This window comes from Acidobacteriaceae bacterium (assembly GCA_028283655.1).
Classification (GTDB): Bacteria; Acidobacteriota; Terriglobia; order Terriglobales; family Acidobacteriaceae; genus Granulicella.
Genome location: JAPWKE010000003.1, coordinates 2,324,946 through 2,338,005, shown reverse-complemented (window position 1 = coordinate 2,338,005; position 13,060 = coordinate 2,324,946). Strand labels below are relative to the sequence as shown.

General features: G+C 59.8%; 14 protein-coding genes. 9 read left to right on the top strand and 5 right to left on the bottom strand.

Going from position 1 to position 13,060, the window contains the following annotated elements:
* Positions 1-651, bottom strand: coding sequence for a sigma-70 family RNA polymerase sigma factor (locus PW792_12895; GenBank protein MDE1162830.1), 651 nt, complete (start codon positions 649-651; stop codon positions 1-3).
* Between the two features lie 28 nt (positions 652-679).
* Here PW792_12895 and PW792_12890 point away from each other — a divergent pair, with 28 nt between their 5' ends.
* On the top strand, positions 680-910 hold the full coding sequence (locus tag PW792_12890; protein ID MDE1162829.1) for a hypothetical protein: 231 nt from the start codon (positions 680-682) through the stop codon (positions 908-910).
* Between the two features lie 26 nt (positions 911-936).
* Here the strand turns inward: PW792_12890 and PW792_12885 are convergent, their stop codons facing one another.
* On the bottom strand, positions 937-1,485 hold the full coding sequence (locus PW792_12885; protein MDE1162828.1) for a superoxide dismutase family protein: 549 nt from the start codon (positions 1,483-1,485) through the stop codon (positions 937-939).
* Positions 1,486-1,627: 142 nt separating this feature from the next.
* On the opposite strand from PW792_12885, the gene PW792_12880 reads away from it, so the two are divergent.
* The 4 genes from PW792_12880 to PW792_12865 all read left to right on the top strand — a co-directional run bounded on the left by PW792_12880 (position 1,628) and on the right by PW792_12865 (position 6,881).
* Positions 1,628-2,233, top strand: a complete 606-nt coding sequence (locus tag PW792_12880) for a thymidine kinase (protein MDE1162827.1) — start codon at positions 1,628-1,630, stop codon at positions 2,231-2,233.
* 42 nt (positions 2,234-2,275) lie between these two features.
* Positions 2,276-4,150 (top strand): DUF1570 domain-containing protein, encoded by a 1,875-nt coding sequence (locus tag PW792_12875; protein ID MDE1162826.1) that lies wholly within the window; start codon positions 2,276-2,278, stop codon positions 4,148-4,150.
* A gap of 167 nt (positions 4,151-4,317) precedes the next feature.
* Positions 4,318-6,294 carry a PAS domain S-box protein gene (locus tag PW792_12870; protein MDE1162825.1) on the top strand — a complete coding sequence of 659 codons (1,977 nt, stop codon included), beginning with the start codon at positions 4,318-4,320 and terminating at the stop codon, positions 6,292-6,294.
* Positions 6,295-6,350: 56 nt separating this feature from the next.
* On the top strand, positions 6,351-6,881 hold the full coding sequence (locus PW792_12865; GenBank protein MDE1162824.1) for a shikimate kinase: 531 nt from the start codon (positions 6,351-6,353) through the stop codon (positions 6,879-6,881).
* Between the two features lie 27 nt (positions 6,882-6,908).
* Here the strand turns inward: PW792_12865 and PW792_12860 are convergent, their stop codons facing one another.
* Positions 6,909-8,045 carry an AI-2E family transporter gene (locus PW792_12860; GenBank protein ID MDE1162823.1) on the bottom strand — a complete coding sequence of 379 codons (1,137 nt, stop codon included), beginning with the start codon at positions 8,043-8,045 and terminating at the stop codon, positions 6,909-6,911.
* Positions 8,046-8,188: 143 nt separating this feature from the next.
* Here PW792_12860 and PW792_12855 point away from each other — a divergent pair, with 143 nt between their 5' ends.
* From PW792_12855 to PW792_12840, 4 genes are all read left to right on the top strand, one after another.
* A complete protein-coding gene (locus tag PW792_12855) occupies positions 8,189-8,773 on the top strand; it encodes an RNA polymerase sigma factor (GenBank protein ID MDE1162822.1) in 585 nt (194 codons plus the stop codon).
* Positions 8,770-9,360: a hypothetical protein gene (locus PW792_12850; protein ID MDE1162821.1), complete on the top strand. Its 591-nt coding sequence runs from the start codon at positions 8,770-8,772 to the stop codon at positions 9,358-9,360. The genes PW792_12855 and PW792_12850 overlap by 4 nt, the downstream gene beginning before the upstream one ends.
* Positions 9,361-9,414: 54 nt before the next feature.
* Complete coding sequence (locus tag PW792_12845) at positions 9,415-9,966, top strand: periplasmic heavy metal sensor (GenBank protein MDE1162820.1); 552 nt, start codon at positions 9,415-9,417, stop codon at positions 9,964-9,966.
* A gap of 70 nt (positions 9,967-10,036) precedes the next feature.
* Entirely contained in the window at positions 10,037-11,269 is a 1,233-nt protein-coding gene (locus tag PW792_12840; GenBank protein ID MDE1162819.1) for an SGNH/GDSL hydrolase family protein, read from the top strand.
* Between the two features lie 70 nt (positions 11,270-11,339).
* Here PW792_12840 and ndk read toward each other — a convergent pair whose 3' ends face one another.
* Positions 11,340-11,756 (bottom strand): nucleoside-diphosphate kinase, encoded by a 417-nt coding sequence (ndk, locus tag PW792_12835; GenBank protein MDE1162818.1) that lies wholly within the window; start codon positions 11,754-11,756, stop codon positions 11,340-11,342.
* Positions 11,757-11,873: 117 nt separating this feature from the next.
* On the bottom strand, positions 11,874-13,001 hold the full coding sequence (locus PW792_12830; protein MDE1162817.1) for a nucleoside hydrolase: 1,128 nt from the start codon (positions 12,999-13,001) through the stop codon (positions 11,874-11,876).
* Between the last annotated feature and the right edge of the window lie 59 nt (positions 13,002-13,060).

The window sequence follows — 13,060 nt, the reverse complement described above, 5'->3', positions numbered from 1 at the left end:
TCACATCACCTGCCCTTCTAACCGTTTCAAAAGCCTTGCTAACTCGCTGCGCCCTCTACTGATTCGGCTCTTGACTGTTCCCTGGGGAACGCCAAGAGCTTCGGCAATGTCTTTGTAGTCCATATCCTCCAGGTCGCGGAGGATGACTGCTTCTCGCAGCTCTGGAGAAAGCTGCTGGAGAGCCTGTTGTATCTGGGCCTTTAGCTCCAAACCTGCCACATGTTTCTCCTGGCTGATACGAGTATCCGCCAATCGGTCGGCTCGGCTGGGGCCGTCTTCGTCTTCGCCAATCGGCTCGTCGAGTGAGTCGGAGGCACGTTCGAGCCGGGAGCGGCGATAGCTGTCGACCAGAAGATTGCGTGTGAGGGTGGTGAGCCAGGTGGAGAAGCCGCCCTTGGAGGGGTCAAAGCTGCCAAGGTTGCGGTACATCTTCAGGAAGGCTTCCTGGGTAAGGTCTTCTGCATCTGTCTGCGATCCCGTGAAGCGATAGCAGATGGCGTAGACCCTGCGGTGCTGGCTGCGCGCCAGCTTCTCCCAGGCTTCGGCATCACCGGCCAGGCAGCGAGCGGCGAGTTCAGCCATTGCGGCCTGTTCGGCCAGCATGGCAGCGCGCTCCGCGTTGGCTTTCGGCTGCTCTTCCGGCGTCCCCATCCTCACCTGTTCAGTAGAAGGAACTTCAATGCCCGTTTTCCGGCCTTCGGGCAGCGCCGCAAATCGGCTGGCGCTCGGCCGTCTTTCTCCAACCTTTACGGGCTCAGACTCCGCTGCTGGTAGCGTGACCACGGCCCTGGGCATCCAGGGGGCTGAAGCGGCGTCTTTTGCCCGCCCGATCCAGCCTGTCGTGATGGTCATCGCTGCCATGCTTTGTCATACGCAGCCTGGCCCGTTCTGGTTCCATTCGTTTCGCTAAAAGCGAAATTTCGTGCTGACAACGAGTTAGGGCTGCTTGATTACGGCGCAGGCGATGCGTGGGCCGGCGTTTCCGGCGGGGTCCGACTTCATGTCGTCCACTCCGGCGTGCAGCACGAGGGAGGTGCCGCCGTTGGCGTACACGGAGTTCGGGGCCAGCGGATCGAGCGTGATGTCGGACATAACGAACTCGGTCTTGACCTTGCCGTTTCCTTCGACCTTGATGTTTTCCGGTGTGTCGCCCGCGTGGTGGCCGAGCGGGTTTTCAAAGCCGTGATGCTTGCCGGTGGGGTTGAAGTGTCCGCCAGCCGACTTGAAGTCAGGCTCGGTGCAGACGGCGTGCTCGTGCAGATGAAGTCCGTGCTCACCTGCGGGCAGTCCCATGAGGTCCAGCTTGATCTTGACGGCGCCGTTGGGCATCGGGATCAGCTTGGCATAACCAGCGGGAGCGCCGGTCGAGGTCTTGAACTCGACCTTGATCGCCTTGGGTCTCTGCTGGGCGACGGCCATGCCCGAACAGGCGGTTACGGCCAAAGCTGTCAGCAAGGCGCGCGAGGTCGATGTCTTCAATTGCATGTAAATCCTCCTCCGGTTTCGTTTTCAGAATACGCTGTGCGGGCAGGCCGCAAAGCGTATTTCTTGCAGCCATTGGGCGCTACCCGGATGCGAATTGTTGCCTGATTTTCCACCGGCGTGACCGCGAGATACTGCAAAGACCATGCAGACGACAAACGCAGGCGTGCTCGAAGTCATCACCGGCCCCATGTTTTCAGGCAAAAGCGAAGAGTTGATTCGCCGCTTGAAACGAGCGCGGATTGCGAAGCAGCGTGTGGCTTGCTACAAGCCCGATATCGACATGCGGTATCACCGGACGTCGATCGCGTCGCACTCGCAGCAGACGCATGAAGCGCATACGGTGCGTAACGTTGAAGACCTGCGTGCGGTGCTCTTTCCTATCCTCGGAGAGGTTGAGGTGGTGGGCATCGACGAGGTGCAGTTTCTCTCGCCGGAGATCATTCCGCTAATCACTGAACTGATCGCTCTGGGCAAGCGCGTCATCCTGGGCGGGCTGGACATGACGTTTGAAGCCGAACCCTTTGGCCCTGTGCCGAACCTGATGGCGATGGCAGACAAGGTCACGAAGCTTTCGGCTGTGTGCATGGTCTGCGGTCAGGCTGCGATCCACACGCAGCGCCTTAGCGCTTCGCAGGAGCTGGTGATTGTTGGTGCGGTCGGTATGTATGAAGCGCGTTGCCGTGCACACTTCACGCCGCATATTGATGAAGCCGGAAGCGAGCAGTTAGAGCTGGTTGCGCGTTCGTAGTTGATTTCTCATGCGCTTCCTGTAGCATGGGCAAAACCCATCATGAATCTCAGGAAACCGCTGTTTACGCTGCTGTGCGTCTTCGTCCTTACTGCTTCCGCTGCTGCGGAGAGTGTGCCTCATTGGACGGAAGTCCGTAGTCCCCACTTCACCGTGATTACCGACTCGAGCGAGAAGCAGGGACGGCACATCGCCGGTCAGTTCGAGCGCATGCGCGCCATGTTCCATGACCTGCTGCCGTACGCCACGGGTGATCGCGGAGCAGAGGTGACCGTCCTCGCGCTGAAGAACCACAAGGGTTTCGAGGCGCTGGAGCCTGCAGCCTATCTGCGCTCCGGGCAGTTGCAGTTGGCAGGGCTGTTTCTTCCGACGAACTCACGCAGCTATGTGTTGCTGCGTCTGGACTACTCGGATGAGCACCATCAGTACTCGACTGTTTATCACGAGTACACGCACTTCCTGATGCGTAAGGTGGAGTGGCTTCCGCTGTGGCTGAACGAAGGGCTCGCGGAGTTCTACCAGAACACGGATATGTACGATAAGTCGGTCGCACTGGGGCAGCCAAGTGCGGACGACATCCTCTACCTGCGTGAGCAGAAGTTGATTCCGATTGAGACATTACTGCTGGTGGACCACTCCTCGCCGTACTATCACGACGACCAGAAGGGTTCAATCTTCTATGCGGAGTCGTGGGCGCTGACGCACATGATCCTGATGCAGGATTTTGCGACGCATGCTCACCGACTGCAGGCTTATGCGCATGGGTTGTCGACAGGGATGGAGCCGATCGCCGCGGCGCAGCAGGCGTTTGGCGACCTCAATCAGCTTGGAAAGCAGCTTGATCGCTATGTGAGCGGTGGCGATTTCAAGATGATGAGTCTGGCAAAATCCTACCCCGTGGACGAAGCTTCATTCACCGTGCGACAGCCTTCGGCCGCTGCGGTGGATGCGATTCGCGCTGACGTTCTTGCGCATGACGATCGCGAGAAAGAAGCGCAGGCACTGGACGAAACGGTGTTGCGCGAAGATCCTTCCAATGCGCAGGTGCACGTCACGCTTGGATCCATGGCGATGCAGCGCAACGATCAGGAAGAAGCTCACAAGCAGTTTGCGGCAGCCGTTGCGCTGGATACCAACGATGCGTTCGCGCAGTACTTCTATGGCGTATCGACGCTGGGTGGGGAGTTCGGCAGCGGAGAGATGGCAAAGGCCGAGGCCAGCCTGCGCAAGTCGATCGCGTTGAACCCTGCGTTTGCTCCAGCGTATGACGCGTTGGCCCACGCGCTCGTGATCAATCATGGCGACCTGGCAGAAGCGCATCGTTTCAATGTGCAGGCCGTGCAGCTTGATCCAACGGATGTGGCCTATCGGTTGAACGCGGTCGATGTTCTGATGCGTGACCACCAGCCGCAGTCTGCGCTGGCGGTTCTGGCAGCGGCGAAGAGTGCGCTGAAAAGCCCTGAGGCCCAGGAGCGATTGAACGCTCGTGAGAGTGCTATTCAGAAGTACATGGCTGCTCGCGAGTCCGTGGCCACGCATGTAGAAAGTGCTTCTGCTCGAGAAGTTTCGGGCGGTGCCGATGGGCTTCCACATGGCGAGGTTGTTGTGACGGCTGCCGCGCCCGTGCTGCCTCCAGCCGCCAAGCCGGGACCGCATAAGATGCTTCACGGAGTCATGCACAACGTGGCCTGTCTGTATCCGTCAGGGCTGTCTTTTGAACTGGACGGAACCAGCGGAGCGCATAGCTTCTACAGCCTGGATATGTTCAAGCTCACCCTGACGACAACCAACTTTCGGCCGGAAGGCGATGTGGATCCGTGCAAGCTATTCAACGGCATGAAGGCACGCGTGGATTATCTGCCTGTCGAGGACAAGCACTATGCGGGGCAGGTTGTGGCGATCGAGTTGACGCGTTAGCTTGTCCCGAATTGGCACGTAACCGTTGATATCTTCGGCTCGGGGAATGACGTGAGGCGACATGAGGCTTTCACTATGGAAGCGTGCTCACTCCTCAGGAAAGTGTTGCCAACTCGTCTTCTCTCCCACAGAGCTCTTCCGCTGATTGGATCTCGTACGCGAGACTGATGCCTGTGGCGATGTTGCTGCTGGATGCCGAAGGCATGGTGATCTACGCCAATAGCGATGCGTCGAAGTTGTTTGGCTACGATGCGGCGGAGCTTGCTGGCGTCTCTCTGGATACGCTTTCGTTTCCGAAGAGGGGTGCAGGGAAGCGGGCGCGACATCCCTGGCTGCAGTCAGCGTTTGAAGGGCCTCTGCACTCGCGTGCTGCGGAAGATGATCGGCGACTGCGCGCGCTGCATCGCGATGGCCACGTGTTTCCCGTTGAGATTGGATTGACGGCTCGCTTGGAAGAGGGAGCGCCGGCGTTTGTTCTAACGCTGCTGGACCTGAGCGCGAGGAAGGCTGTTGAGTCGCGGCTGCTGAACCTGACGCTGGAGCTGGGGGAGCGGACAACGGCGCTCGAAGACCGTTCGCGCGCGCTGCAGGCAGAGGTGGAGCGTCGAGCTGAGGCAGAAGGGAAGCTCGAGCGCTCGAGAGAAGACTTTCGCTATCTGTTCCAGCGCAACCCGCTGCCGATGTATCTGTACTCCCCGGCGACGCTGCGCTTCCTTGAGGTGAACGATGCCTGCGTGAAGCGTTATGGGTTTTCGCGCGAAGAGTTTTTGGCGATGTCCATCATGGGAATCCATCCACCGAAGCAGCAGGAGCGTTTTCTCGGGATGATGGACGAACTTCGTCACGAGGAGTTTGCGACGTTACAGAACTGGACGCAGTGTGATCGCGAAGGGAACGTGATGGAGGTGGACACGTTCAGTCGATCGCTGGGTGCGAGCGTGGACTCTGCGCGGCTCGTGGCGGTGGTGGATGTGACTGCGCGTAATGCTGTGGAAGCGCAGCTTCGGCAGTCGCAGAAGATGGAAGCTATCGGCCAGTTGACGGGCGGTGTGGCGCACGACTTCAACAACCTGCTAACCATTGTGCTTAGCAATCTGGAGTTGATTGCGGAGCACTCGGCCGACCGGCCGGAGGTTCGCTCGATGGTGGCCGATGCGCTGGCGTCGGTGAAGCGTGGCGCAGGTCTCACGCAGCGATTGCTGGCGTTTGCACGGCAGCAGCCGCTGGAGCCGCGACTTGTGGACACCGCTCACATGGTCGTCGATATGGCGGGGCTCTTCAGCCGATCGCTGGGCGAGAACATTGTGGTGGAGCATTATCTGACGCCTGATCTATGGGCGATTTGCGTCGACTCTTCGCAGTTGGAGAATGCGCTGTTGAACCTGGCGGTGAACGCTCGCGATGCCATGCCGAGCGGTGGGCGGCTGACGATCGAGGCGCAGAACATCGTGCTGGATGAAGAGTATGTACGGCAGAACTCCGAGGTGATTGCGGGGGAGTATGTGCAGATTGCCGTCTCCGATTCGGGGACGGGGATGAAGCGCAACGTGCTCGACCACATCCTGGAGCCGTTCTTTACCACCAAGCCTGTGGGGCGTGGCACGGGGCTGGGGCTGTCGATGGTCTATGGCTTCATCAAGCAGTCGGGCGGGCATCTGAAGATCTACTCGGAGTTCGGACTGGGAACGACGGTGAAGCTGTTTCTCCCACGAGATAAGGGGAATGCGAAGCCGATGGAGAGTGTCGCTCCGAGAGTCTCGGAGTCAACCGAGGGCGCGGGCGAAACCATCCTGCTGGTGGAGGATGATGCCACGATTCGCAAGCTGGTCGAGCGCCTGCTGGGGATGCTTGGCTACAAAGTGGTTAGCGCCGGCGATGGTGCTTCTGCTCTGAAGACCCTGGCCGAAGCGCAGCATGTTGACTTGCTGCTGACGGACGTTGTGTTGCCGGGAGGCATGAGCGGAGCTGCGCTGGCCACAGAAGCGCAGCATCGCAGCCCGCTTCTGCGTGTGCTGTATATGTCCGGCTATACGCGGAATGCGCTGCTGCATAACAGCGTTGCGGAAGATGCTGTTTCTGTTCTTTCGAAGCCGTTCCGGAAGGACGAACTCGCTCGCGCGGTGTACCGCGCTCTGCATGGATGAGTTGGATCTCTGCGAGTGAACTTGCTACAGGCTGCTGCGTGCGCGACGATAGAGTTATGTCTCTTGAACGCATCGTCCTGGCTGGATTCATGGGCTCGGGCAAATCCACGATCGGCCGTCTGCTTGCTGCAGAGCTTGGCTGGAGTTTTGTCGACCTCGATACGGAAATTGAACTGGTGAGCGGGCAGACCGTTCCCGGGCTCTTTGCCGAGCATGGCGAGGCGTACTTTCGCCGGGTTGAGAGCGATGTGCTGGGCAAGCTGCTTGCGTTGCGCAGCACGGTGATTGCATTAGGTGGGGGAGCGCCGGAGATTGAAGCCAACCGCGAGTTGCTGGAAGCTTCCGCCGATACTTGCGTGGTGTTTCTGAAAGCTCCGTTCGAGGTGTTGTTTGAGCGTTGCGCGGAGCAGGCTCTTGACCCTGAGGCGACCGCGCGGCCGATTCTGGCGAACCGCGACGAGGCCGAGCTTCGCTTCGCTCGTCGCGCAGAGCATTACCACGCCATCGCGCATGAGATCGTCGAAACGGCCTCGTTGAGCGCGACGGCAACGGTTGCTCACCTGCTCGCGCGGCTTGAGCTCAACTAGGCGCTCAAACCGGTAGCGGCAGGTGTCTCAGGCGTCCTTCGACTTCGCCATTTTTTGTTGCAGCAGCGCGGCCGGGTCGGTCTGCACAAGGTACTCGTCCATCAGCACCACGACCAGCGCAGCCGTCGGGACCGCCACCATGGCTCCCACTGCCCCAGCGAGTGTCGTTCCGCAAAGGAGCGCCACGAGGACGCCAAGACCCATGAGGTCGACGCTGGTTTTCATAATGCGAGGCGTCAGCCAGGCGTTTTCAATCTGAATGTAGATGGCGTAGAAAATGAGCACGCCGGCCATCTTCGTCCATGAGTCCAGCGCGGCGACTCCTGCCGCAAGCACGATGGTGATGATGCCGCCGACGACGGGGATGATGTTGAACAGCCCCATCAACATGCCCAGCAGGAAGAAGTAACGCACATGCAGGCAGGCGAAGACAATGGTTGAGCTGACGCCGAGGATAAGCATCAGCGCACCCTGGCCCAGCAGCCATTTGCTCATGCGCAGTTCGGCGGTCATCAGCGTCTTTGCCAGACGCTCACGCGAGCCGGTGGGGAAGAACGACAGGAAGTAGAAGTAGGCGTACTCGCCTTCCAGCATGAAGTAGACGCAGAGAATCAGTGCTTCGAGCAGTTCGAGGAAGCTGTTCAGCCATTCGGGAATGCTGGTGAGCAGGTGCTGGGCCAGCGTCCCGGCGGTGCCTTCGGCCTTTGCAGCAAGACTATCGACGCCGATCTTGCTGGCAAAGGGGATGTGGTGGAGCTTTTCGACCAGCTCGGGAATGCGCGAGGGCGCGTCGGAGGCGAAGCTCTGGATGTCGTGCATGACGGGCGGCAGGCCGATGAGCAGGAAGAGTGTCATCAATACGCCGACGGAAGCGATCAGCAGAACGACGCCGATGGTGCGCGACGGGCGGTATTTGCCGATCTTCAGGCGCATCATCTGCTGCACGATCGGCATTAGCACGACGGCGAAGAGCGCGGAAACGTAGATGATGCCCAACGCATGGCGCAAACGCCAGCCCAGCAGAAGCGTGATGAGCACGATGAATGCGAAGAGAATGTGCCCGCGAACGGTGCGTTCCCGCTGGGTGGTCGGTGTCTCGTTAGCGTCGGCCGTTTCGGCTACCGTTTCGGCAGCGCTGGACGGCTGTTCTTCCTGGCTGGACAATCTGGTTCTCCTGGTAATCGTTTCATTGTGATGCATTTAGAGTGGAGAAACGCTGCCGAAGAGTGGACAAAATGTTCTTAGGGCATACGAAAAAACCTGCTGGAGTGTAACCTGACGACTGCGAGCGGCTCGTCTTCAAGAGTATGCAGCTCGCCATCCACGCCCGCACCATGAGCGATTTGCCGGAAGTTGTGCCTGTTACCAGCGAACTCGATGATATCGAGACGCTTATCCGCACCTACCGGCCGCGGGTTCTGCGCTTTGTCACGTTCTCGATCGGAGACGCGGACCTCGCAGAATCAATCACCCAGGACACCTTCCTGAAGGCGTACAACGGGCGCGAGAGATTTCGCGGTGACTGTTCGGTCAACACCTGGTTGACCTCGATTGCACTGAATCTGGTGCGCGATCATCAGCGCCTTCAGAAGTTCCGATTCTGGCGTCAGGCCCGTAACTCGGCCATTGACGTGACGGAAGCGGCAAACTTCCTTCCCTCCGGCGAATCGTCACCGGAGTCTCGTATGCTGGCAAAGGAGCAGGCTGGGCATGTCCAGGCCGCCCTTGAGGGGCTTTCGCCCAACCAGCGCAAAATCTTCCTTATGCGTTTTGCCCAGGAGATGGACCTGGCGGAGATCGCTGCTGCACTGAGTATGCCGGTCAATACCGTCAAGACGCATCTCCATCGCGCGCTGAAGTCCGTTCGCGCGCAGGTAGGAGCTTCGCAATGAACAATCTTCTTCACCTTACCGACGAACAGATCGACGAGCACCTGATCGGCGACCTCGCTCCGGCAGCCGCTTCGCATCTTGCAGGCTGCGAGCATTGCCAGGAACGCGTCGCCGCGACGGAAGCTCCGATGGTCGCGTTCCGCGAGATGTCGCTTGCCTGGGCAGAGCGTCGCTCCGCAACCATGCCGGTTCCGGCGATGAACTCTCACACCACGCGTGCGAGCCACCGGTTTGGCTGGGCGATGGCAGGAACCTGCGCGCTTGCCCTCGGGTTTGCGATCCCTGTGACTCGGGCGCACCACGCCCCTGCGGAAACGGCCGCAGTTGCGGTCGTGGCACCCGTGGCCGCTCCAGCCGTGGTGGCGACACCTGCACCGGTTGAGGCCACTGTGGCTGCGGTTTCGCATACCGGCATGACCGCGATGACGCCGGTTGGTGCTTCAGCCGAACAGATTGAACGAGATAATCGTATGTTGCAGGCGATTGACCGGGAACTCGGCGCACCTGACGCTACGCTGGCGGCGTATGCGATGGAGCCGCAGTCGTCGGAAACGCGTGCATCGCATAGTAATACCGTGCGAGACTAATTTCACATCCCCATGGGCCCCGCTCCACTGTTTGATCTCTTGAAGGACTTCGCCGTGTTTCGACGCTTCACTCAACTCGCTCTGCTCTTGTGCCTTTTCGGCGCTGTGACGGCAGCTTCTGCGCAAGGCCCTGGTGGCCCGCATGGGGGCGGCCCCGGTGGTCCGGGTGGAAGAGGCATGTCTGCAGACGGCGGCATGATGGGGAGCAACTCCGGCCATGGTAGCTTCGGCGGCAACAGCTTTACGGGTGGCTCGTCGATGCGCTCGGGCCCGCAGCTCGGGCCTCCGGGACGCTGGTGGGACGACAAGAAGATCTCCCACACGTTGAGCCTTCGTACCGACCAGCAGCACCGCATGGACGATATCTTCGCGGCGAACAAGAGCCAGCTCATCTCTGCCTATACCAATCTGCGTCATGAAGAGCAGGCTCTCGGCTCGATGAGCTCCCAGGATCTGCAGGACGAGACCAAAGTCTTTGCGGCGATTGATCGCGTCGCGCAGGCTCGCGCTGAGTTGGAAAAGCAGAACGCGCACATCCTGCTGCAGATTCGGCATGAGTTGAGTGGCGAGCAACTGGCGCGGCTGGACAAAGAACTTTCGCACTAGAGACGACTTGTAAGCGAGTCGTTATGCGCGTGAACTAGAATGCTCCCATCGAAACTCGATGGAGTTCATCTTGAAGCGAATCGCCGTAGTCTTCCTTGCCTTGTTTACAGGTCTCGTTGCTTCTCAGCCGTTGTATGCGCAAGCCGCCTGGCTGGTGGGTACCTGGGCCTCGTCGCCCGTGGAGTACCCAGCCGGAAATGCAGGCAAGTACGACTTGACGCTGCGTGAAATCGTCCACGTTTCTGCGGGATCGCCTGAATTTACCGCTGTCACGTTGAGCAATGAGTTCGGCAAAGAACCGTTGACGATCGGTGCCGTTACGTTGGCTCAACGCACGACAGGCAGTACCGTGGACGCGACCGTTCCGGTCACCTTCGAGGGTAAGTCGAGCGTGGTCATTCCGCCTGGTGAGCGCGTCATCAGTGATGAAGTGCACTTTGCCTTTCCGGCCAAGAGCGACCTCGCCGTCAGCATTTTCGTGCCCAAGCAGGAGATCTCGCACGTCTCCGGACACAGCCTTTCCAGCACCACAAACTTCGTTGCTCTGGGTGACCAGACTGCGGCGCATGAGCTGACCGACTCGAAGACAATGAAGCCGTGGCTCTTCCTCACCGAGGTCGGCATTGACACTGCGACGCAGTCGTCGATCCTCTGCTTTGGAGACAGCATCACGGACGGCGCTCACTCAACGCCGGACACCAACCAGCGCTGGCCGGATCTCCTCTACACTCGCCTGAGCAAGGAAAAGCGAACCTCCTACTTCACCGTGCTGAATGAGGGCATCAGCGGCAACCGCATTCTGCGGGAGCGTGCTGGCCCGAGCGCGATCAACCGCTTCGATCGAGACATTCTCAATTTGGATGGACCGTCGAGCTCAGGTCGCCGTTATGTGATCTTCATGGAAGGCATCAACGACATCGGCCACGCCTATGATCCCAACCCCAAGGTGACGGCTGAGCAGAAGCGCAAGGACAGCGTTACGGCGGAGGAGCTCATTGCCGCTGACCGCTTGCTGATCGCTCGCGCTCATGCGCACGGGCTGAAGATCATTGGCGGAACGCTGACGCCGTACGTCGGTGCCAAGTACCAGTCAGCGGAAGGCGAGAAGGTTCGCGAGAAGCTGAACGAGTGGATCCGCACGGGCGGGGAGTTCGACGGTGTTGTGGACTTCGACAAGGCGACTCAGGACCCTGCTCACCCTCTGCAGTTCAACCCGGCCTATGACAGCGGCGATCATCTGCATCCGAACGATGCGGGCTATCAGCGCATGGCTGATGCGGTGGATCTGGCGTTGTTCAAGTAAAGTGCAACACGCAGCAAACACAAAGGCCGCGTCCGAAGACGCGGCCTTTGTGTTTTGAAGCAGGGAAGAACTACTTGAGCTCGTAGCCTGCGAAGAAGTAGCCGATTTCGAAAGCAGCGGTGTCTTCTGCATCCGAACCGTGGATCGCGTTCTCGCCGATCGAGGTCGCAAACATCTTGCGGATGGTGCCCTCGTCAGCCTTTGCCGGGTCGGTTGCGCCCATCAGGGTGCGCAGATCGGCAATGGCGTTGTCCTTCTCGAGGACCATCGGGTAGATCACGCCGGAGCTCATGAAGTCGACGAGTTCGCCGAAGAACGGGCGTGCTGCGTGAACGTAATAGAAGCCCGCTGCCTGCTCCTTGGTGAGGACGATCTTCTTGATCGCGACGAGCTTGAAACCAGCCTTCGAGATCTCTGCGAGGATGGCTGCGGCGTGGCCGTTCTTGACCGCGTCCGGCTTGATGATGCTGAAAGTACGCTGTGACACTTGGGAAATCTCCTGACCGCACAAAATGCGGTGAATGAGGCGTTCGCTCTACATCAGAGCACGCTGAACGCACTGTTATGAGTGTATCGCGAATGGGATACGAGAGGTTTTCATGCGTCAGGCAATCTGCAGTGTCTCGAAGACCATTTTCTTGAAGGCTTCGGCGTCGGCTTGTACGCAGAGGTCGACGTTGCCCGGAGGGATGGGGTGGCCGGAGTAGATGTCGTCGCCGTAGACGAGTTGGCCGCGGGTGTATTCGCCCTGGAGTTCGACGCGCACGTTCACGTCCATGAAACGCTGGCCGACCTCGGGGTGTGCGGCGATGGCGACGGCGAGAGGGTCGGCGTTGACGGAGCCTTTGGCGCCGCGATACTTCATTTCGTATTGACGCCGGAGTGCGTTGGAGTCGGTGAAGAAGCGGCTGCGGCGGGTGTTGAAGGTGGCGGCACGATCGTAATCAGCGGCGACGAGGATGGAGTCGCGATTGTTGACGTCGGAGCCGACGAGTGTGATGGGGGCTCCGGAGTTCATGACGATATGTGCAGCTTCCGGGTCGACAAGGACGTTGTAGCTGGGGGCCATGCCGGGAGAGGCGTAGCGCCCGCCGACGAAAACGATGCCCTGAAGCCGCGACGCAAACTCAGGGTCGCGAAGGATGGCCATCGCCACATTGGTGAGTCCGCCGAGGGCGAGGATGGTGATCTTGCCGGGAGCTTCGCGCGTGAGGCGCAGCATGGAATCTACGGCGTGTTCGGCACCAGCCTTCTGCTTCGTCTCGGTGACTTCGACGGCGCCGAGGCCGTACTTGCCGTGGATGAAGGTCGCGATGGGATAGGGCAGGTTCAGGATGGGGTGCGACATGCCGCGCAGCACAGGGACCTTGCCGCTATAGCCCGCAAGATCGACAACATAGAGTGCGTTTCGAACCTGCTGGTCGTAGCGCGGACCCATGTTGCCCGGGGTTACGGTGATGGCTTCGACCTGAAGCTGCGGGGAGGAGAGCGCCATGAGGATGGCGAGAGCGTCGTCGTTACCGGGGTCGGCGTCGACGATGACGCGATGGATGCCACGCAGCCGCGGTTCTGTCCTGACGATGCCGTTGGGCGGGATGATGGCGGATGCAGGAAGCGGATCGGAAGCGTGAGCCTCCTTCTGCGTTTGCGCCGGAAGGCCACGAGAACCGAGAAGGCTGAGGCCTCCGAGTAATCCACTACCGATTGCCTCGCGGCGCGTCCATCGCTTCATTCCGTACCTCGTATGTCGATATGGGGTGAGGATAGCGTATTCGCGACGAGTATGCCGCG